Source organism: Algoriphagus sp. 10J20-15 (assembly GCF_055809615.1).
In genome coordinates, this window is record NZ_JBVVUG010000016.1 from 1 (window position 1) to 19,816 (window position 19,816).

General features: G+C 39.5%; 20 protein-coding genes, 1 tRNA gene and 5 pseudogenes. 24 read left to right on the forward strand and 2 right to left on the reverse strand.

What is annotated here, in order from left to right; translation table 11 throughout:
* Positions 1 to 472: porin family protein (locus tag AC0L6R_RS07350; RefSeq protein ID WP_473270620.1), on the forward strand; the 472-nt coding region annotated here is incomplete at its 5' end.
* Between the two features lie 47 nt (positions 473 to 519).
* Here the strand turns inward: AC0L6R_RS07350 and ruvC are convergent.
* On the reverse strand, positions 520 to 1,095 hold the full coding sequence (gene ruvC / locus AC0L6R_RS07355; RefSeq protein WP_473270621.1) for a crossover junction endodeoxyribonuclease RuvC: 576 nt from the start codon (positions 1,093 to 1,095) through the stop codon (positions 520 to 522).
* A 75-nt stretch (positions 1,096 to 1,170) separates the two neighbouring features.
* Here ruvC and AC0L6R_RS07360 point away from each other — a divergent pair, with 75 nt between their 5' ends.
* From AC0L6R_RS07360 to AC0L6R_RS07395, 8 genes and pseudogenes are all read left to right on the forward strand, one after another.
* The gene (locus AC0L6R_RS07360; protein WP_473270634.1) at positions 1,171 to 2,217 is read left to right on the forward strand and encodes a glycosyltransferase; all 1,047 of its coding nucleotides are present in this window, start codon (positions 1,171 to 1,173) and stop codon (positions 2,215 to 2,217) included.
* 33 nt (positions 2,218 to 2,250) lie between these two features.
* On the forward strand, positions 2,251 to 2,502 hold the full coding sequence (locus tag AC0L6R_RS07365; RefSeq protein WP_473270622.1) for a hypothetical protein: 252 nt from the start codon (positions 2,251 to 2,253) through the stop codon (positions 2,500 to 2,502).
* Positions 2,503 to 2,504: 2 nt separating this feature from the next.
* Positions 2,505 to 3,716 carry a PP2C family protein-serine/threonine phosphatase gene (locus tag AC0L6R_RS07370; protein ID WP_473270623.1) on the forward strand — a complete coding sequence of 404 codons (1,212 nt, stop codon included), beginning with the start codon at positions 2,505 to 2,507 and terminating at the stop codon, positions 3,714 to 3,716.
* A 1-nt stretch (position 3,717) separates the two neighbouring features.
* Positions 3,718 to 4,344, forward strand: a complete 627-nt coding sequence (locus AC0L6R_RS07375; RefSeq protein ID WP_473270624.1) for a polysaccharide deacetylase family protein — start codon at positions 3,718 to 3,720, stop codon at positions 4,342 to 4,344.
* A complete protein-coding gene (locus tag AC0L6R_RS07380) occupies positions 4,341 to 5,297 on the forward strand; it encodes a glycosyltransferase (RefSeq protein ID WP_473270625.1) in 957 nt (318 codons plus the stop codon). Before AC0L6R_RS07375 ends, AC0L6R_RS07380 begins: the two co-directional genes overlap by 4 nt.
* Before the next feature lie 168 nt (positions 5,298 to 5,465).
* Positions 5,466 to 6,242 (forward strand): TatD family hydrolase, encoded by a 777-nt coding sequence (locus AC0L6R_RS07385; protein ID WP_473270626.1) that lies wholly within the window; start codon positions 5,466 to 5,468, stop codon positions 6,240 to 6,242.
* Positions 6,239 to 7,307: pseudogene (locus tag AC0L6R_RS07390) on the forward strand (asparaginase). Before AC0L6R_RS07385 ends, AC0L6R_RS07390 begins: the two are co-directional and overlap by 4 nt.
* Before the next feature lie 99 nt (positions 7,308 to 7,406).
* Positions 7,407 to 7,493: transfer RNA gene (locus tag AC0L6R_RS07395), tRNA-Ser, on the forward strand.
* A 178-nt stretch (positions 7,494 to 7,671) separates the two neighbouring features.
* On the opposite strand, the gene AC0L6R_RS07400 is transcribed toward AC0L6R_RS07395, so the two are convergent.
* Entirely contained in the window at positions 7,672 to 8,979 is a 1,308-nt protein-coding gene (locus AC0L6R_RS07400; RefSeq protein ID WP_473270627.1) for an NAD(P)/FAD-dependent oxidoreductase, read from the reverse strand.
* A 407-nt stretch (positions 8,980 to 9,386) separates the two neighbouring features.
* On the opposite strand from AC0L6R_RS07400, the gene AC0L6R_RS07405 reads away from it, so the two are divergent.
* From AC0L6R_RS07405 to AC0L6R_RS07475, 15 genes and pseudogenes are all read left to right on the forward strand, one after another.
* Positions 9,387 to 10,034, forward strand: coding sequence for a hypothetical protein (locus AC0L6R_RS07405; protein ID WP_473270628.1), 648 nt, complete (start codon positions 9,387 to 9,389; stop codon positions 10,032 to 10,034).
* A gap of 136 nt (positions 10,035 to 10,170) precedes the next feature.
* Entirely contained in the window at positions 10,171 to 11,208 is a 1,038-nt protein-coding gene (locus AC0L6R_RS07410) for a sensor histidine kinase (protein ID WP_473270629.1), read from the forward strand.
* A 43-nt stretch (positions 11,209 to 11,251) separates the two neighbouring features.
* Positions 11,252 to 12,025: a LytR/AlgR family response regulator transcription factor gene (locus AC0L6R_RS07415; protein ID WP_473270635.1), complete on the forward strand. Its 774-nt coding sequence runs from the start codon at positions 11,252 to 11,254 to the stop codon at positions 12,023 to 12,025.
* Between the two features lie 310 nt (positions 12,026 to 12,335).
* A complete protein-coding gene (locus tag AC0L6R_RS07420; RefSeq protein WP_473270630.1) occupies positions 12,336 to 12,560 on the forward strand; it encodes a glycoside hydrolase in 225 nt (74 codons plus the stop codon).
* A gap of 62 nt (positions 12,561 to 12,622) precedes the next feature.
* Positions 12,623 to 12,829 (forward strand): glycoside hydrolase, encoded by a 207-nt coding sequence (locus AC0L6R_RS07425; protein WP_473270631.1) that lies wholly within the window; start codon positions 12,623 to 12,625, stop codon positions 12,827 to 12,829.
* Positions 12,830 to 13,145: 316 nt separating this feature from the next.
* Complete coding sequence (locus tag AC0L6R_RS07430) at positions 13,146 to 13,448, forward strand: glycoside hydrolase (protein WP_473270632.1); 303 nt, start codon at positions 13,146 to 13,148, stop codon at positions 13,446 to 13,448.
* A gap of 25 nt (positions 13,449 to 13,473) precedes the next feature.
* Entirely contained in the window at positions 13,474 to 13,707 is a 234-nt protein-coding gene (locus AC0L6R_RS07435; protein ID WP_473270633.1) for a glycoside hydrolase family 30 beta sandwich domain-containing protein, read from the forward strand.
* A 668-nt stretch (positions 13,708 to 14,375) separates the two neighbouring features.
* Positions 14,376 to 15,182 carry a MotA/TolQ/ExbB proton channel family protein gene (locus AC0L6R_RS07440; RefSeq protein WP_283414186.1) on the forward strand — a complete coding sequence of 269 codons (807 nt, stop codon included), beginning with the start codon at positions 14,376 to 14,378 and terminating at the stop codon, positions 15,180 to 15,182.
* Between the two features lie 56 nt (positions 15,183 to 15,238).
* Positions 15,239 to 15,568 (forward strand): hypothetical protein, encoded by a 330-nt coding sequence (locus tag AC0L6R_RS07445; protein ID WP_283414187.1) that lies wholly within the window; start codon positions 15,239 to 15,241, stop codon positions 15,566 to 15,568.
* Position 15,569: 1 nt separating this feature from the next.
* A complete protein-coding gene (locus AC0L6R_RS07450; RefSeq protein ID WP_283414188.1) occupies positions 15,570 to 16,205 on the forward strand; it encodes an ExbD/TolR family protein in 636 nt (211 codons plus the stop codon).
* A gap of 1 nt (position 16,206) precedes the next feature.
* Positions 16,207 to 16,671: an ExbD/TolR family protein gene (locus AC0L6R_RS07455; protein ID WP_283414189.1), complete on the forward strand. Its 465-nt coding sequence runs from the start codon at positions 16,207 to 16,209 to the stop codon at positions 16,669 to 16,671.
* A 64-nt stretch (positions 16,672 to 16,735) separates the two neighbouring features.
* Positions 16,736 to 18,042: pseudogene (locus AC0L6R_RS07460) on the forward strand (MFS transporter).
* A gap of 105 nt (positions 18,043 to 18,147) precedes the next feature.
* Positions 18,148 to 18,570, forward strand: a pseudogene (locus tag AC0L6R_RS07465) (NAD(P)H-hydrate epimerase).
* A 661-nt stretch (positions 18,571 to 19,231) separates the two neighbouring features.
* Positions 19,232 to 19,435: pseudogene (locus AC0L6R_RS07470) on the forward strand (NAD(P)H-hydrate dehydratase); the annotation flags it as partial.
* A gap of 101 nt (positions 19,436 to 19,536) precedes the next feature.
* Positions 19,537 to 19,816: pseudogene (locus AC0L6R_RS07475) on the forward strand (MFS transporter); the annotation flags it as partial.

Genomic DNA, 19,816 nt, shown 5'->3' on the forward strand with positions numbered 1-19,816 from the left:
GCACCTAAATTTCTCAGACTTTGATTCTAAGGCAATCGGAGGGTTTCATGTTGGAGGTTTCTATAAAATTGGTGCCGGATTTATAGCTGTTGAGCCGGGTATTCAATATTCCCAAAAGGGTCACATTAGGACCGGCGATACTGGCACTCCTGCAGTTGATCAAGATCGTTTGAATTACATAGATGTTCCTGTACTACTTAGGGTAAATTTTCTTCCATTTTTAAATGTTTTTGCTGGACCGCAGGGCTCAGTTTTGGTCTCTAGAAAATTAGAGTACGCGGATGGCAGTACTGATACTAGCACAGAGGCTATCAAAGGATATGAAATAGCCGGTGTGGTAGGTGTTGGAGTGGATTTGCCCTTAGGATTTAATGCTCAGGCCAGTTATGATTTAGGGATACAGAGCACAAATTATTACAATCAAGACGTCAAAAATAATGTGCTTAAATTGTCTGTAGGATATACTTTTTAGAAAGTTATTTGATCAACAAAATATAAAACCCGGTTTATTCCGGGTTTTTATTTTTTGAGACGGTCTGGATTTTCCTCTATAAAGGATTTCCATCCGGCATTTCTTCCTTTTGTTTGGATTCTTCCCTCATGAAAATGATGGCACAGCGCTACTGCCAAGGCATCAGTAGCATCCAGCATTTTTGGAAGCTCAGTTAAGCTAAAAAGCGTCTGAAGCATAGCTGCTACCTGTTCTTTGGATGCATTTCCATTTCCAGTTACTGATTGTTTTACTTTTTTTGGGGAATATTCGGTGATCGGTATATCTCTAGCCAAAGCTGCCGCCATGGCAACTCCTTGGGCCCTGCCAAGCTTCAGCATGGATTGTACGTTTACTCCAAAAAATGGAGCCTCCAAAGCAACGCTGTCAGGTAAAAATTCCTCCAGTATTCCTGTAATTCGTTCAAAAATTTTCTTGAGTTTCAACTCATGGGTTTCATATTTTTTTAGATGAATGACCCCGTATTGTAAGAGTTTGTATTTTTTACCTTCTGTCAAAATCACCCCGTAACCCATCACGTTTGTTTCAGGATCTATACCTAAGATGATTTTTTCCTTTGGTGCTTTTTCTTGTTCTTTGCTCACCCCCGCAAGTTAGCCCAAAACATGCTAAGTTTTTACCTCATTTGGTCCCTGAGTTACTTCACATTACTTTGGTGGATGGGTAGATTTTGGGATCCAAAATCGGATCAAGCTCTTAATCATACATTTTTTCCAGCTGTTTCATTGCTTATTCCATTCAGAAATGAGGCTAAAAATATCCCAAGTCTCTGTTTTAATTTAATGAAGCTCAGGTATCCAAACCTTCAGATTCTGCTGATTGATGACAATTCTGAAGACGACTCTTTCGAGCTTTTGCAAAGGGCTTTTAAAGAAAATCAAAAGGTCCAAGTGTTGAGAAGTAGGGATGAGGGCAAAAAGAGAGCGCTGGAACTTGGAGTGAATGTAGCGACAGGACAAATCATATTTTGTTCTGATGCAGATTGTGAATTTTCGGAATATTGGATAGAAAGGATGGTTTTACCTTTTCAGAATCCAAAGATTCAGTTGGTAGCAGGGACTGTCATGGTGGAGGGAAAGGCAGAATTTCTACATGAGTTTCAATCATTGGATTGGGCAAGTATTTTATTGCTTACTAATTATTCCTTTTTCCAAAAGAATCCTTTAATGTGTAGCGGTGCAAATCTTGCCTACAGGAAGGCGGCTTTTGATCTAGTGAACGGATATGAAGGTAATCGAGAGTTTGCTTCAGGGGATGATGAGTTTTTGTTAAAGAAAATCCACAAGAAATTTGGCAAAGAAGCTTGTCACTATTTAGTCTCACCAGGTTCCTTGGTAAAAACTCAGCCAGAATCCACTTGGGATTCTTTGATCAATCAACGCGTACGATGGGCAAGTAAATGGAAGATCCATTTTTCTTTTTCACATGCCTTATCTGCTATTGCTGCTTTCTTTGTCCAACTGATTTGGATCGGAAGCTTTTATTTAGTTTTTCTTGGAGCAAAGGGAGTTGTTGCTTTTGGATTAGTTTGGCTAATTAAAATCGCTGCTGAAAAATTGAGTTTGGGAAAAGTTCTTAAAACGATGGGAAGGCAGCCAAATAATAGTTTCCTGCTACAAACCTCTCTAGTGCACCCATTCTATGTTTTGAGAGTTGGGATTGCAGCTTTGAGTGGAAAATTCACTTGGAAGGGTAGGGAGAAGTAGAGAAATGTTAATTTAGAATTTGAAAATTAGATCATGAGCGACCAAGAATTTGACTTGATGGACGAACTCTATTTTGTCCAGCCCTTTACCTACCTTTTGGAAACTTTAGCTTGGGAAGATGAAGTGCTATTAGCAACTTTACAGAGTCTGTATGCCCAAGGCTATATAAAATGCCTCGATGACCCCGATACAGAGCGATTTGGAGAAGTGGATATCAAGAGAGAAGGAAAAGATTTACATTTTTTGGCAACGAAAAAAGGCCTGATGGCCCATAATACACTTTAGAATTGATCAAAGAAACACACAAATTCCAACGGAAGGAACTGCAGCTTAAATCTCTACTCGAGATCACGCAGGCTATTAATGAAAATCAGTCTGAGGCAGTTTTGCTCAATATTTTCAAGTTTACCTGCTTAGTCCATCTGAATATCAAAGCATTGATTCTTTATGTGGCAAAGCAAGGTGCTTTCGAAAATAAAATTTCTCATGGAGTAAAAGGTAATGTGCCTAAGTTGATTTCTGCTGATCAGGTGGTGGACGAAAAAGCTACGGGTGAATTGAGATTGGAGCTGGAAGAGCAGTACTCTTTTGCGGAGCTCGAAACATATCTACCAGTCTATCATAAAGACAAAATGCTTGCGATTCTATTTCTCAAGCGAAAGGATTTGAGCCTGGATTTAGATCTGAATTTCACCCAAGCCCTAACCAATATTCTGGTGGTGGCTTTGGAAAATAAGCGGTTCGCTAGAAAGCAGTTGGAGCAGGAAATATTGAATCGTGAAATTGCCATAGCTTCCCAGGTTCAACAGATGCTTTTCCCAGCCGAGCTTCCTATTGACAAAGAGTTGAAGGCAAAAGTCACTTATTTGCCTCACAGCATGGTTGGTGGTGATTATTACGATCTGATTCGCAAGTCAAAAGATGAGGTTTATTTCTGTATTGCGGATGTTTCGGGTAAGGGAATTTCTGCGGCATTGCTAATGTCCAATTTTCAGGCTGCTCTTCGTACGCTTTTGCGGAGCGATGCTGATTTGGAAATGGTTGTAAAGCAATTGAATTATACTCTGTTTGAAAATACCAATGGCGAGCGTTTCATTACTTTTTTCCTAGGGTATTTCAATTTCAAAACCCGAAAGCTTACTTATGTCAACGCGGGTCACAATCCGCCATTGCTCTATAGAGATGAGGCAGAAAAAGCCGAGAATTTGGATGCTGGAACAACTATTTTGGGAGCATTCGATGAGTTACCTTTTCTAGAAATTGGAATGCGTGAAAATCTGACTGATTTTTCTTTGCATCTGTATACGGACGGATTGACTGAGGCGATGAATCCATCTGGAGAAGAATTTGGTGAGGAGCGGCTGGAGAAATTCATCTATAAAAATGGGGGGCTGGACCCAGATGATTTTCACCGTAAGTTTTTGAAGAAGATTAATACCTTTTCAAAAGATGTTCCATTGAGAGATGATTTGACCTTGCTCAGTTTAAAGTTCCAATAGTATGATTTTGCATACGGTTCCGAAGCTTTTTCAGATGCTTTATCCCAAGAGGATTTGGAAGAAAAGTGAACCTGAGAATACGATTTTTTTGACATTTGATGATGGTCCCGTGCCTGGAGTTACGGACTTTGTTTTAGAGGAATTAGCCAAACGGAATCAGAAGGCGACTTTTTTTGTGGTCGGTGATAATGTCCGTAAGAACCCGTCTTTAGCCCAAGAAATCGTTAGCTTAGGACATAAATTGGGCAACCATACCTACAATCATTTGAATGGTTGGAAAACAGAAAATTCGGTTTACCTAGACAATATAGAACTTTGCGATAGAACCCTTCAGGACGTGTTGGGAGTGAAGACTACGCTTTTTCGTCCGCCATATGGGTTGATTAAATCAAGTCAAGCTGTGGAGGTTTCCAGGTTCCATGAGATAGTGATGTGGACTATGCTGTCGGGAGATTATGATCAAACCTTGAAGTCTGAATTGGTTTTGAGGAAATCAATCCAGCATACCAAAGAAGGATGCATCGCAGTTTTTCACGATCAAATAAAGACTAAGGCTCTTTTGCCAAAAATTTTGCCACAATACCTGGATTACATTCAGGAGATGGGCTGGAAAACCGAGTTGTTATGAGTGATTGGATTGCGTATTTTGTAATGCTTGGGCTGGTAACCTTAGCGCTACTTTATATTCAATTCCTACTTGCGTGGATTCGTCTTCATTTTTTCTGGAAAGACCATTCAAAGCCACTGAACGAGGAATTACCAAAGGTGTCAGTACTGGTAGCAGCAAGAAATGAGGAAATGGATCTCCCGAACCTTCTGAGATCTTTTGAAAAATTGGATTACCCATCGGATCGAATTCAGTTTCTCTTTGTCGATGATCAAAGTTCAGATGCTACCACCGCGATCTTGAAGGACTGGTGTGAGAAGAAGCCTAACCGAAGTTTTCTGACTATTTCCCCATCGCAAACCGGGCTATACAATAGAAATGGTAAAGCAAATGCGTTGGCGATTTTGGGAGATCAAGCAACTGGTGAATTTTATTTTTATACTGATGCAGACTGTGAGGTAAACCCAAATTGGATTCAAGAAGGAGTTTCTTGTTTTGGTGAAAAAACAGGTGTGCTAATCGGGATTACTCAAGTCAAGGCGCAAAAATTACTGGAGAGGTTTCAGGAGATCGATTGGTGGTTGACACTAGGTTTTGTCAAAGTAGCCACTGATATGGGGATCCAGACAACTGGCCTCGGAAATAATATGGTCATTAGTCGAGAGGCCTATGAAAAATCGGGAGGGTTTAAAAAGTTGCCTTTTTGCCTTACTGAAGATCTCGAGATCTCACGAGCGATTCAGAAGTCAGGTTTCAAAATAGCGCATCAAGTAAGTTCAAGGATGCTTGCTATAACAAAACCTGAAATAAGTTTTCGATCCTTACTTGTGCAACGAAAACGTTGGATGAGTGGAGTGATGACTTTGCCGTTTTATTGGAAGTTTATTCTCGGCTCTTCAGGTGATATATTTTGTAGCGATTATTGGGTTAATACTATTGAGGCCGTCACTTGGGCTGAGTTTAGCATGGATTAAAATCTTTTTACAAAGCATATTTCTTATTGGGTTAACCAGAAAAAGCGGTGTTAAAATAAGTTGGTTTCCCTTGCTGCTTTTCGATTTTTATAATTTCAATACCATCCTCCTTACTATTCTTTACTATTTTTGGCCTTCCAAGACGAAATGGAAATCCAGAATATACCCATGAATTACATAGAAACACACGCCCATATCTATTCTTCTAAGTTTGATTCAGATCGCGATCAGGTCATCCAAGACATTAGAGATGCTGGGATTGAGCGGGTCTATATGCCGAATGTGGATGTGGAGACGATCGCTGCGATGCTTGACTGTGAGGCGAAATATCCCGGGTTATGTATCCCTATGATGGGGCTACATCCTTGTGATGTGAAGGAGGATTTTCATGAGCAATTGGTTATAATGGAAGACTGGCTGAACAAACGTCAGTTTGCAGCTGTGGGTGAAATTGGATTGGACTTATATTGGGACAAGACATTTTTTGAGCAGCAAAAAGAAGCCTTGAGAATTCAGATAAATTGGGCTAAGGAAAGAGATTTGCCGATAGTGCTTCACTGCAGAGATTCTATGGATGAAACAATCTCCATAGTTAAGGAGGAGCACGATGGCAAGTTGAAAGGAGTTTTCCACTGCTTTAATGGCACCTTAGATCAGGCAAATCAGATAATTGAAATGGGGTTCTTACTTGGTATAGGTGGTGTAGCAACTTTTAAAAACGGCGGTTTGGATAAAGTAATTCCAGAAATCAATATTGATAATTTGGTGTTGGAGACTGATGCGCCATATCTTGCTCCAGTACCCTATAGAGGAAAAAGGAACTCTCCAGCTTATTTGCCTATTATAGCAGAGAAAATAGGAGATTACCTCCAACTGTCTAAGGAGGAAGTTGCTCTCAAAACAAAACAAAATGCCCTTAACCTATTCCGTGAGATTGGATCATGAATTATAAAATAGTACGATTAAATACCGCAATGCGGACAAGTAAGACTTCTTCAGTATTGATCATCTATACTGGGGGAACACTTGGTATGGCGTATGATGATAGCGGAGCTTTGGTGCCATTTAATTTTGGGCAGATACTAGAAAAGATCCCTATTCTTTATACTATGGATATTGCTATTACGGTAATTTCCTTTCCTGAGCCCATTGATTCATCTAATGTCACTATGAGTCATTGGAAGGATATGGCCTATATCATTTATGAAAATTACGATAGCTACGATGGTTTTGTGGTACTGCACGGTACGGATACCATGGCCTATTCAGCTTCCATGCTCAGCTATATGCTTCAAGGTTTGAATAAGCCAGTAATTTTTACTGGGGCACAATTACCGATTTCAGCTATGCGATCTGATGCTCGTGAGAATCTCATGACTTCCCTAGAAATCGCTACCGCAAAAATCAATGGAGAGCCTATAGTGCCAGAGGTTTGTATTTTCTTTAATCATCTCCTACTTCGAGGAAATCGCTCCAAGAAGGTTCAAAGCGTGCACTTTGACGCATTTGAATCGGAGAATTATCCGCCTCTCGCTGAATCAGGAATAGTAATAGACTATAACACCCAGGCTATTCGTCCTTTGGAGACGCACAAGAAATTAGTGAATAGAAATTCACTTGATAATAATGTGCTTATCCTCAAGTTATTCACCTGGCATCACACAGAATGTGATAGATGCTACCTTAAATATAAAGGGACTTAAGGCGATTGTTTTAGAAACTTACGGTTCGGGAAACAGCCCCAGCGAGTCATGGTTTATGGAGTCACTACAACGAGCTATTAAAAAGGGGATAATTATCCTTAATGTATCTCAGTGTAATGGTGGTAGGGTGATTCAGGGGAGATATGAGACAAGTAAGGAGCTACTGAGTGTAGGTGTGGTGAGTGGTACAGATATGACCACCGAAGCAGCGGTAACCAAATTGATGTTTTTATTGGGTCAGGAAACTCGGCATTCAGAAATCATCGCGAAGCTGAAAGCGCCATTAGCTGGCGAGATGAGCGCTTAGGATTAATTTCATCGGCTATTTTCCAGGATAATTTGGAAACTGGATTAATAATAATTTTCTTTGCACTCCGATTCGGAATACTGGATCGGAAGCCAACCTAGAGAGGTGGCCGAGTGGCTGAAGGCGCACGCTTGGAAAGCGTGTATACTCGTGAGGGTATCGAGGGTTCGAATCCCTTCCTCTCTACATTTAAAAGCCAGCTTTAGCAATAAAGCTGGCTTTTTCTATTACATCTTATCCCAGCAAAAAAAATGGATGAGTTGGGCCCTCGGGTTTGTGATAGACTATTTCAAGTATCGTGAGATCCTGTTTGGCATGGTAGTGGTTTGGGTAAAGTGAGCCGTTGCAAATAGTTTTACCGTTATTATACATCTTTTCCCTTCAGCATTTTATTCCAATAAAGGTAAGGAAGCCCGTATTTTTTCAGCATCCATAGACGCCAGTGCTCTTTTGAGCTATCTGTAATTAGCATGGATTTTAGTTTGGGGTCAGGGGTGAAATTGTTTTTGTAGTCAAACTCCGCCAAAACCATTTTTCCATAATCTGTTACAAGAGGGCAGGAAGAATATCCATTGTAAGACTTGGTTCCCATCTGATGGTGCGAAATCAAAAGTGCGATGTTATCGACTACTATTGGGACTTGTTTTCTGATAGCTGCACCAGTTTTTGCAGTTGGTAGGGCAGCTACATCTCCGAGACCGAATATGTTAGGGTGTTTCTTATGCTGCAGCGTGTGGATGTCTACGTCTAGCCATTTGGAATCGTTGACTAGTGGAGATTCTTGGATGAATTTTGGGGCTGTTTGTGGTGGCGCCGTATGAATCATGTCATAATGAATGCCATATAAATTCCCTTTTACAGAGACTTTGACATCTTTGTAATTGTATTGGAAGTCTTTGTCAAGTAGATTCTTGTCTTCAGGTTTGGTCATAATTATGCATCCACCTTCCGATATCTCCTTGTTGAGCTCATACCAGGCTATTTGTTTCTCAGCATCTATGCTTACTAACTTATGGTGGAATCGAAGGTTGATATCTTTTCTGTCAACAACTTTCATTAGGGTTTCTGCAATTTCTTTTACTCCAAATATGATTGTGCCTGGAGTGGCAAAGATTACATTGGTTTTGTCGCGGACGCCAGATTTTCTAAAATAGCTCTCCGCCAAATACATTATTTTCTGAGGTGCTCCCCCACATTTAATTGGAGTTGCCGGTTGAGTGAATAAAGCAGTTCCTCCTTTGAAGTTTTTAATTACTTCCCATGTGTGGTTCGGATCAGTGTAATTGCTACATACTACCCCTTTGTCCAATGCATCTCCCAGCCCTTTTACTAGGCTGTTATCATTTACTAGACCTGGAGCCACGACTAAATAATCATAAGTTATGTCCCCACTATTTTTGGTGTGGACCAAATTGTTTTCAGGTTCAAAGCCGGTAGCCCTATCCTTTATCCATACGGCATCTTTTGGGATCACATCAGCCATTGGCTTGGCAGTACTATCGAAATCGTAGGTGCCCGCTCCTACCAAAGTCCAAGCAGGTTGATAAAAATGGGTGCTTGCAGGCTCGATGATGGCTATATCTTTGAGATTCTTTTGCTTGATAAATTGAGCAGCTGTCATAATACCAGCAGTGCCACCACCAATGATTAGGATTTGATAATGTGATTTCATGATTTTTAGGGTCTATTAAATTCAGACCAATCTAAATCTATATCACACAATAAAAGGTAACATTTGTTACATAAGAAGCTTTTTGAAAAAGTGACTCAACAAATATGCGTTGATAGGGGGCAATTTGAATTGGTTCATCAAAGTATTCGCAATTTTTTAATTCGTCTATAGCACAACCGTGGTCTTTTAGGCTTTTTGATATTTTATACTAAGTTTTTTTTCTAAGCATTCCCATGTTTTTAGAGAGGCAGAGTTAGTTGTAGAATGCGGTTAGAGAACGTAGTAAATTCACTCATTTCCGCTTTCGCTTCATTCACTTGGTATTTTCCTTAGCTCGTCGGAATCCATTTCTTCCACTCCTAGCTCATGAGTAGGTTTGAACATCAATTAAAACAAACACTACTCACATGAACAAGGAACTTATCTTTCTTAGAACTTTTGCCGTCACCACAGGATTGGCCGTTTCCACCTTTCTATTTTCTTCATTTCGGGAGAATGGAAATCAAACCTTCGAAACCATTGATGTGCAAAGAATTAATATCGTTGAGGCAGATGGAACTGTCAAGATGATCGTGACCAATGCCGGGCTTTTCCCTAATGGTACAGATCAAATCAACGGTAGAAACACGAATTCCGACCGGAAAAAACGTGCGGGAATGTTGTTCTTCAACGAAGATGGGATAGAATGCGGTGGCTTAATCTACGATGGAGAAAAAAAGGAAAATGGGCATAGTTCTGGGCTTTCTTTGACGTTTGATCAGTACGACGGTGATCAGGTGATGCAATTGTTGACGACTGATTCCCAGCGGGGTGATGAGCGATTTGTAAGTTCCAGTTTGGTTTTTAATGATCGTCCTGCCAAAGAATCTCAAGAGAAAACCAGAGAAATCATGGCTGAACTCTCAACATTACGAGCTTCTGACCCAGAAGCATTTAAAGCCAAATACGCGGAATACCAAAAAATGGAGTTGCTCGGTGGAGCTCCAAGAATTATGCTTGGAAAGTCTAGAAGTCAAAACAACGGACTATTTTTGTTTGACGGCGGGGAGGCCTAGGGCTATGTTTTACCTAGATAAGGAGAATAATCCAAAGCTGGAGGCTTTCGACGCCGAAGGTAATGTAACCAGCACTTGGCCAGAAAAATAAGATAATCAGACGGTGGTAGATATCTACCACCGCTTACTTTCACACATGAAGCAACTTTTAGGCAGATTACAGTTATCGCCGGGTTTTCTACTTTTTATAGTTGCTTTTGCATATTTAGAATCCATTAAGTCTAGGGTCCTACCTGGTCAACTAGTGAATGCCTACACTTTTACCCCGGAGGCAGTCTTTGTCGCGATTTTCAATATCTTCCTTATAGTCTTAGTGCTTCGCTTTTCCTTCAAGCATATTCATGGGGATCAGTTTCCTTTGAACTGGAAGCGGGGAGGACTTAGTTTTTTGACAGGTTTAGTTCTCTGGGTTTTGCTGAGTAATGTGATGGCATTTTTGTTCTCTTGGACTTTCGGTACCATTGATCGCAACTTTCTGCCTGAGTTAATAATTAGCTCCAATCTTAACTATATCCTCAATTTTATTATTTACGGAGGCTTTTATTTTGCCTATTTATTGTTTCAAAAGTATCAATCACATCAACAGGAGCTTACTGCCTACGAGGTAGCGTTTGCGGATTCGACTATTCAGCAATTGAAACAGCAGCTGAATCCTCACTTTTTATTCAATAACCTGAATGTTTTGGATCAATTGATTGAAGAAGATCCTAAAACAGCCTCTAGGTTTCTCCATGATTTTGCTGATATATATCGCTATGCCTTGGATACCTCAGATCGAAAACTTGTCACCTTAGCCGAAGAAGTTGATTTTGCCAAGAATTACTTCCGGCTGCTTAGCCAGAAGTTTGGAAACGGGTACCAGCTTTCTATAGCTCTTACTGGCGGGGAGTATCAGCTTCCTCCGCTCAGTTTACAGCTTTTGGTAGAAAATGCGGTGCTTCACAACCATGCAAGAGCGGGTTTTCCAATTGCTATTCAAGTGACTCAAACAGATTCCATTCTGACAGTTGTGAATACAAAAAGCCCCTATAAATATAAAAAGAAAGGAAATGGGAAAGGTTTGGATAACCTTAAAAAGCAATTTCAATTACTGAGTACACAAGAAATAACTATTGAAGAAAGTGAGGCATTATTTACAGTTAGGTTGCCCTTGATTAAGTCAAAAAATATATGATTCGAGTAGTGATAGTGGAAGATAAGCTCCTGCGAAAAATAAGATCAGACGCTTTCGAAACGATCTAACAGAGGAAGTGCAAGTGGTGGGAGAATGTGATTCTGTGGAATCTGCTGTGGCTTTTTTCGAACAGGGACCTACAGTGGACCTGTTGATTTCAGATATAGAACTGCTGGATGGAAATGCTTTTCAGATCTTTCAGGAAGTTACGCTTTCTTGTCCAATAATTTTTACCACTGCGTATAATCAGTTTTGGATGCAAGCCTTTGAGACCAATGGCATTGAGTATTTGTTAAAGCCATTTGATTTTGAGCGGTTTCAAAAGGCTTGGAATAAATTTAAGCTTCTTAGTAATACAAGTGACTCTCAAGCCGAAGCTATGTTGAAATTAGCTCAACTTTTCGAAGGTAAGTTGGCCACTAAGCCTGTGCATAAGAGTCGGTGGATTATTCCATATGCCAAAGGATCTTATCTGTTGGCTAGTGATGAAATCAGTTACTTTTCTGCTGAAAACGGAGTGGTTTGGGCTTATGACCAGCAAGGAAAGCGTCATTTGCTCCAAGAAGCTACGCTCAAAGTTGTTGAAAATCAACTGGACGTTTCACAGTTTTTCCGAATCAACAGAGGGCAACTGATCCATCAGAAATATGTGGAGCGTATTGAGCGATACAGTAAAAATGCCGTGTCAGTAAAAATGGAAGGGATTGCAAGAAAACCTGCTAATGTGCAGCCAAAGATACGAGACACCTGCTTTTATGAATTGGATATCCACGGGTTGAAGGGATTCCCTTTAATTTTCATTAAAATTTTGAATTAAAGTAGCCTCAATTTGGGGCTTGGGGTAAATACTTAACGGAGGCATTTGAACTTTTATATAAATTCAAGCTATGGCAAAATTAAAAATTGACAAAATTAGGTTTTTGTCGGTGATGCTTCTTGCTTGGCGTTCCGGCAATTTTGCTTTCAAATCGTTCGTATGGACAGGAGACATATTCTCATGAATCTTCTGAGGTGCCAATACAAATAAATTTGGCCCCTAATGCGAGGTACCAGTTGATCGAGCGTTTCGAGAGCTTCGAATGTACGGTCTCCCAGATTGGTCGGGCTATGGCCGGATCAAAAGAAAAATGCTATCGCAGAACTTCTTTTCAGTACTGGAAAATGATAAGAGAAGGAAATCCAAAAGGAATAGGCCTTTCCCTTGGAGATTTAATATAGGTGCAGGGAGTGCGAGAAGCAAGGCAAAGAGAGTGGGATTCGTGATGAGTGGAGGAGGAGAGCAGAATCTTTTTTTGAGTGAAGATGGATCCTATGATTGGTCCAAACAGGCAGGACAGGTTTGGTTTGCTTAATTCTGCCAAAGCTTTTGGCGTTTCTAAACTGTTGGCATCTCCCAATAGCCCTCCTGTTTTCAATGACGAAAACAGGGAAAGCTTACGCTAAAGATGGACAGCCAAACCTGGCTGAAGAACAGTTTGGAGAGTTTGCGAATTACTTGGTGGAGGGGGTCGTTAAAGGGCTTTCAAAGAAAGGGCTGTCGGTTGATTACATTAGTCCAGTTAATGAGCCACAATGGGATTGGTCAGATGGAGGTCAAGAAAGAAACTGCATTTTGGAATGATCAAATAGCAGCAATCGTAAGAGAATTAAATTCTGGATTGGGAGAAAGTAATCTGATCCGCGAAAATTGACATTGCCAGAAGCAGGTAAAATTAACTACTTGTATTCCCAGGCTGATAAAAGTGGGCGTGGGGATCAGATAAATACTTTTTTTTAACCCAGAATCTCCCGACTTTTATTGGTGGTTTGGATAATGTGTAAGCTTCCGAAAGTATTTCTGCACATAGCTATTTTACTACCTCCCCCTACAAATCGGCGATAAGTTACGAGAAAGTCTTAATTCTACCTTAGAAAAATTTGCCGGGCTAAACTATTGGATGAGTGAGTACTGCATTCTTGGAGACAACGCAGGGGAAATCAATGGAAATGGGAGAGATTTAGGCATAGATCCGGCACTTTATTTAGCTAGGGTTATTCATAATGATTTGACAGTGTCGAATGCTAGCGCATGGCATTGGTGGCTTGCCATTTCTCCTTATAACTATAAAGACGGATTAATTTATATTGATAAGCAGAAAGATGACGGTAATTTCTATGAGAGTAAAATGCTTTGGGCTTTAGGTAACTATAGTAGATTTATTACCGCCTGGTTTTCAGAGAATCTCCTTAGAAATCACTAATAATCAACTGCAAGGCTCAGAGCTATTGATATCGGCCTATCAATCCCAGGATAAGCGTGAGACTGTTTTAGTAATCGTGAATTCTAGTAGCAAACCAGTGACGGTGAGCCTAACTGAAGATGAGCTGCCTAAATTGCTTGACAGTGTTTACGTCACCTCAGAGACTAGCAATTTAGAGTTTATAGAGAAGGAGGGAGTGAATGAAGAAAGTTTTGAATTAATCCCGGCACGGTCTATTGTTACTTTGATTGCCAATTAATTTAGTTGGTAGTTGCAAGCCACACCAGCAATTACTCGTTCCAATTATTATAGGATCACAGAAATTAATAGAGTTTGGTAATAAAACTACGTTTTAAATTGAGGCGTTTTCTTTTGATTTCATCTGGGCCTGGTTAAAAGATTTATTAATTCTTAAAATCAATAATTAGAGGAGAACGAGCATGGTAGTACAAAGTTGGATAGTAGGATCACCCTTGAATTGTAAGGAGAGTTCATTAATATATTTAAACTTTGTTAATTACAATGATGAGAATAGTTAGTTTCTTCTAAGATTTTTGCAACTTATAGTCTATTAGAAAATTACTTTATGGACCATTTGTGAAATGTTTCAGCGTGTAATAATCGTTTAGTGAGTGTTTTCTAAATAAAAAGAAGAAAGCTTGGCTCTCTGATACATTTTAATTTTTCTTTCTGAGAAAAAATAAGAACCTTACCATCGAGTTTTGGAGATATGTGATCTTTTAAAATGTAAAAGGAAATACGTCCGTTCGTGTAAAAGCTTGCTTAATCCTGAGATATAAGCCTGATTTTTCACAAAATTCTAAAAGAGTCGTTTGTTTTTTGAATTTAAAAAATGATAACTTTAAAACTCGATTCTAGAGTAGAAACCATTTAACCTTTATCAAAAGTCTATTTAAAATCCACATTATGAGAAAGTTAATCGCTTTGTTCATGCTTGCAGGCATCCTTTTCGCACCTGTCATCGCTAACGCACAAGATGCAGAAGATACCGCAGCACAAGAAGAAACAACCCCAGTAGCAGTTGAGCCTGCTGCATCTCCTACAATTGTTGACGATGAAATCGTTGAAGAGGAGCTAAGTTTCCACCAAGTTGTAAAAGAGAAGTTCATCGAAGGTGATCCTCTTTACATGACCCCAGTATTGATCTGTTTGATCTTGGGTCTTGCTGTTGCATTGGAAAGAATCATCACCCTGAACCTTTCTACAACCAACACTAAGAAATTGTTGACTAAAGTGGAAGATGCTCTTGAATCAGGAGGAGTAGAAGCGGCTAAAGATGTTACTAAAAACACTAAAGGTCCAGTAGCTTCTATCTTTACTCAAGGTTTGATGAGATACTCAGAAGGAATCGAAATGGTAGAGAAGTCTATTATTTCTTACGGTTCTGTAGAAATGGGTAGATTGGAAAAAGGTCTAGTTTGGATCTCCCTTTTCATCTCTCTAGCTCCAATGTTGGGCTTCATGGGTACAGTAATTGGTATGATCGGTGCATTTGATTCTATCGAAGCAGCTGGTGATATCTCTCCATCTCTAGTTGCGGGTGGTATTAAAATCGCCCTTTTGACTACAGTTGCTGGTTTGATCGTAGCGATCATCCTACAGTTGTTCTACAACTATTGTGTAGCTAAAATTGATTCTTTGGTTAATGACATGGAAGATGCTTCCATTACATTGGTTGACATCTTGGTTAAGCACAAGTTGACTGGAAAGTAATCCATCAATTTTGTTGAACCTGAATATAAACGTTAACCTCAAAGAAAAACTACATTATGGATACTTATGACATCTTATTATACGGAAGTTACATCCTAATCGCAGTTGGTGCTGTAGTGGCTGTTTTAATGCCATTAATCAAGTCTTTGGATAATCCAAAAAGCTTGCTTAAAACTGCAGTGGGAATTGTTGGTATAGTTGTATTGTTCTTCATAGCTTATTCAATTTCAAGCAATGAAGTACTTCCAAAATTTGAAGCTTCTCCATTTAACTTGACTCCTGCGGGATCTCAATTAGTTGGCGGAATGCTTATAACCACCTACATTCTTGCAATCGTTGCTTTAGCGAGTATCGTATTGACAGAATTGAATAAAGCGATAAAGTAATATGGCCAGAAAGAAAAATAGAATGAGTACGGAGGTCAATGCAGGCTCTATGGCAGATATTGCTTTCCTGCTACTGATCTTCTTTCTCGTCACCACTACGATCGCATCGGATAAGGGTATATTGAATATTCTACCTCCGAAGCTTGATCCGGATAATCCTCCTCCGAAAATTGATTTGAATGAGCGAAATATCTACACTATTCTACTTAATGCTAACGATCAATTGTTGGTAGAGGGTGAGTTCAGAGATAATCCTGATGGGTTAGATGAAGATATTAAGGCATTCATCTTGAATTTTGGTGCTCCAGATGAAGAGGGAGCAGCGCTTTATAATACGCTTCCTGCTTCTTTGAAAGCCTTGTCCGCAAAACTACCTGAGTCTTCAGATGATCCAGGAGAGGCAGTTGTTTCGATAAAAACTGACCGTGGTACCAGTTATGATAAATACCTAGAAGTATTTGATTTAGCTAAAAAGGCATACTTTGATATTTATGCTGCTAGAGTTAACCTAAGTACAGACGAGTATAGAGCCTTGACTGGTAAAAATGATGCTGAAGTAAGTTTACAGGATAAAGGCAAGGAAGGAATTCCAATGGCTATATCTATTGCAGAACCTAATAAGATAGGAGGAAATTAAAATGGGAAAGTTCGGAAAGAAAAATAAAGTCTCGGAGAATATCCCAACCTCAGCGTTACCGGATATTATCTTTATGCTTCTCTTCTTTTTCATGGTTACAACCGTGTTAAGAGATCAGGAGATATTGGTGGAGCAGAAAATTCCTCAAGCTACCCAGCTTCAAAAGCTTCAGAAAAAGACGCTTATTTCTTATATCTTCATTGGTAAGCCTAAGAATACAGCTCTTTATGGTACAGAGCCAAGAGTTCAAGCGAATGATGCTTTGTTGAATACCCCTGACATTGTTCAGTGGGTGAATCAAGAGCGTGATTTGCTTCCTGAATCTGATCGTGGCTTGATTACGATCTCCATGAAAGCTGATAGAGATGTGAAAATGGGTCCTATTTCTGATGTTCAAACTGAACTAAGAGAGGCAGATGCTAGAAGAATTCTTTACGCTTCTACAGGCAAAGTAAATAAAGATTAAATTATTCTATTGAATATATTAAAGCTATCCCGATTTCCGGGATAGCTTTTTTTTGTAGTTATATATGCTGTCATCTCTTAAAAGCACGAAGAAAGTTCAAAATGCCTGGGCGATGTATGACTGGGCAAATTCTGTTTATAGCTTAGTTATTACTTCTACCATTTTTCCAGTCTATTTCAATAGTGTCACAAAAGGGTTGAAACCTGATGATAAGGTTGATTTTTTTGGATTTGAAATAGTAAATACAGTTTTGTACTCCTATTCTATATCCTTTTCTTTTTTGATAATTGCCCTGATTTCGCCAATACTTTCAGGAATTGCAGATGCAAGTGGGAAGAAACTTCAGTTCATGAAGTTTTTTGCTTATACTGGATCTCTTTCCTGTATTGCCCTTTTCTTTTTCAAAGGAAATAACCTAGAGTGGGGCATTTTTTTTAGTGTTTTAGCGAGTGTAGGTTATGCAGGAAGTATTGTGTTTTATAATGCATATTTGCCTGAAATCACTACTCCAGATAAGTACGATTTACTCAGTGCCAAAGGCTTTGCTTTAGGGTATATAGGCAGTGTTATTTTACTTATTGTTAACTTGCTTATCGATTCAGTTTCCCTCGTGGTTTTGGCTTTCTGATGATGGAATGGCTGCGAGGTTTTCATTTCTGAATTACCAGGGTTTATGGTGGGCTGGATTTTCTTCAGATTCCTTTTAGGATTTTGCCTCATAATCCCTTTGGAAAGGATATTAAAAGAGAATTTTTACTCAAAGGCTATCAGGAAATACGTAAGGTATGGAATGAAGTAAAGACAGATAAAAGTGATGAATCGCTTTCTTGCTTCCTTCTTTTTTTATTCGATGGGTGTCCAAACGGTTATGTATCTAGCTGCTACTTTTGGGGATAAAGAACTTGGGTTGCCTACGGCGACCAGCTAATTATGACCATATTGATTATTCAGATAGTTGCTATCGTAGGTAGTTATTTGTTTGCATTTAGCTCAAAGAAATTTGGTAATAAATCGAGTTTGGTAATTATGGTATTGATATGGGTTGGAATATGTGCAGGTGCGTATTATGTCTATACTGTTTATGAGTTTTTTGCATTAGCCTTTGTAGTTGGGTTAGTAATGGGTGGGATTCAATCTCTTTCACGTTCTACCTTTTCCAAATTGATTCCAAGAGATACCACAGACCACGCTTCGTATTTTAGTTTCTATGATGTAACTGAAAAAATGGCGATTGTCTTAGGTACTTTTTCCTATGGATTTATAGAACAAATCACCGGAAGTATGCGGAACTCTGCCCTTTCCTTAGGGATATTTTTTCTTGTTGGCTTAGGATTCTTACTTTTAGTTACAATCCCTAAAAAAAGGGCTTGAAATTGAAAGTGTATAGTTATGCAAAAGATATTGTTTGGGAGCCAAGTCAAAGAAAGACTTGATGCGCTACATTTAAAATTGAGTGGCCTGAAAAGTCACGAGATGATGGAAAATGCCTGTGTTTCTTTTGTTAATTGGTTTTTATCTCAGAATTTTTCTCGGCAGCGTAAAATCCAAATTGCAGTCGGGAAAGGTAATAATGGTGGCGATGGTTTTGCAATAGCCCGACTTTTGACAAATCACTCTTATACTGTCTCCATTTTAAAATGTTTTGATTCTCTAGATTCAATTAGTGGAGATGCCCGTTTTAATTTCAACAAGCTCCCAGGTTCTATTTCTCTTTCTAATATTGAAGATTGGGTGTTTCTCCCCAGACGATATACTGATTGATTCCTTTTTTAGGAGATTGGATTGCAAGGAGAACTTAGACCTAATGCAATCCGGATTGTTAATAAATTAAATGAATTTGAGGGAACAATTATAAGTATAGATGTTCCTTCTGGATTGCCTTCGGATCCTATCAACTGAGGTTGCTGTTCGTGCTGATATTACTGTGAGCTTTGAGTTTTCCAAAGCTCTCACTTTGCTGCCAAGCATGTGAATTGTAGGGGAATTGGTGGTGTTGAAAATAGGCTTGCTTCCTATAGCGTATTCAGATTTTGCCTCAGACTTATTTTATCTCGAAGAGTTGGATATTGCTCCTCTCCATAAAGATTTTAATCGGTTTAGTTACAAAGGAGATATGGGAAAGGTGCTTTTAGTGGGGGGGAGTCCTGGGAAAACGGGAGCACTTTGTTCTGTGTGCAAAGAGTGCATTGCGAACTGGGTCAGGCTTCGTGTCTACCTGTCACATGGAGGATTCTCGAGCGGTTTGTTATTCAAACGGCAGTTCCCGAAGCGATGGCATGTTGGGGTCTGATCCCAAATCCTGAGTTTTATGATGCGGTGGGGATTGGTCCAGGGTCGGGGGATTGAAAATAGAGCACGTTTATTCCGACAGTTTTTACAGGATTATAATAAGCCTATTGTTATCGATGCTGACGCTTTGAATCTATCAGCTAAAAATTCAGATTTACAGTAGCCTTAGTTCCAAAGAATTCGATTCTTACTCCTCACATCGGTGAATTCACGAGACTCGTAGGTACTGCTCAGAATCACTTAGAGCGAATAAGTAAAAGCAAAGGATTTTGCGATTAAGAATGAATTGATAGTGGTGCTAAAAGGAGCAAATACCGTGATTAGTATGCCGGATGGACGTCAAATAGTGAATTCATCGGGTAATAAGTATATGGCGACAGGTGGGGCAGGAGATGTGCTTACAGGAATGATCACTTCTTATTTGGGAATGGGATATCCTCCAGAAAATGCGGTGCTTTGTGGGGTCTACCATTAGCAACTAGCAGATCACTAAAGAAGAAGAGGTCTGATAAGGTGATTATGCTGAAGCCAATTACAAGCCTGCCTACCGATGAATATTCACTCAAATGACTGGTCATGGACGCAAACTTTAACGGGATCTGGGGGTTTCTCAACTATATTTATTTTTATTATAAACAAGGAGACTTTTTGTCTTGGACCTTAGCGGCCATCAATTTTATTCATATTGTTGATTTCATGATTTTGATGCCTTTAGGGCCTCAGCTCATGCGGATCTTCGGTATTTCGCCTCGGGAGTTTGGCCTTTTGGTATCTTGCTATACTTTTAGTGCTGGTATTTCCAGTTTTTTTCGGAGCTTTCATTCTGGATCGGTTTAACCAGAAAAAGATTTTGGTC

What these genes read in the sequence shown, in the direction of transcription:
- AC0L6R_RS07360 (WP_473270634.1), top strand. Translation starts at nt 1,171, where the DNA reads ATGGGTAGATTTTGGGATCCAAAATCGGATCAAGCTCTTAATCATACA.
- AC0L6R_RS07365 (WP_473270622.1), top strand. Translation starts at nt 2,251, where the DNA reads ATGAGCGACCAAGAATTTGACTTGATGGACGAACTCTATTTTGTCCAG.
- AC0L6R_RS07375 (WP_473270624.1), top strand. Translation starts at nt 3,718, where the DNA reads ATGATTTTGCATACGGTTCCGAAGCTTTTTCAGATGCTTTATCCCAAG.
- AC0L6R_RS07380 (WP_473270625.1), top strand. Translation starts at nt 4,341, where the DNA reads ATGAGTGATTGGATTGCGTATTTTGTAATGCTTGGGCTGGTAACCTTA.
- AC0L6R_RS07385 (WP_473270626.1), top strand. Translation starts at nt 5,466, where the DNA reads ATGAATTACATAGAAACACACGCCCATATCTATTCTTCTAAGTTTGAT.
- AC0L6R_RS07400 (WP_473270627.1), bottom strand. Translation starts at nt 8,979, where the DNA reads ATGAAATCACATTATCAAATCCTAATCATTGGTGGTGGCACTGCTGGT.
- AC0L6R_RS07405 (WP_473270628.1), top strand. Translation starts at nt 9,387, where the DNA reads ATGAACAAGGAACTTATCTTTCTTAGAACTTTTGCCGTCACCACAGGA.
- AC0L6R_RS07410 (WP_473270629.1), top strand. Translation starts at nt 10,171, where the DNA reads ATGAAGCAACTTTTAGGCAGATTACAGTTATCGCCGGGTTTTCTACTT.
- AC0L6R_RS07420 (WP_473270630.1), top strand. Translation starts at nt 12,336, where the DNA reads ATGCTATCGCAGAACTTCTTTTCAGTACTGGAAAATGATAAGAGAAGG.
- AC0L6R_RS07425 (WP_473270631.1), top strand. Translation starts at nt 12,623, where the DNA reads ATGACGAAAACAGGGAAAGCTTACGCTAAAGATGGACAGCCAAACCTG.
- AC0L6R_RS07430 (WP_473270632.1), top strand. Translation starts at nt 13,146, where the DNA reads ATGAGTGAGTACTGCATTCTTGGAGACAACGCAGGGGAAATCAATGGA.
- AC0L6R_RS07440 (WP_283414186.1), top strand. Translation starts at nt 14,376, where the DNA reads ATGAGAAAGTTAATCGCTTTGTTCATGCTTGCAGGCATCCTTTTCGCA.
- AC0L6R_RS07445 (WP_283414187.1), top strand. Translation starts at nt 15,239, where the DNA reads ATGGATACTTATGACATCTTATTATACGGAAGTTACATCCTAATCGCA.
- AC0L6R_RS07450 (WP_283414188.1), top strand. Translation starts at nt 15,570, where the DNA reads ATGGCCAGAAAGAAAAATAGAATGAGTACGGAGGTCAATGCAGGCTCT.
- AC0L6R_RS07455 (WP_283414189.1), top strand. Translation starts at nt 16,207, where the DNA reads ATGGGAAAGTTCGGAAAGAAAAATAAAGTCTCGGAGAATATCCCAACC.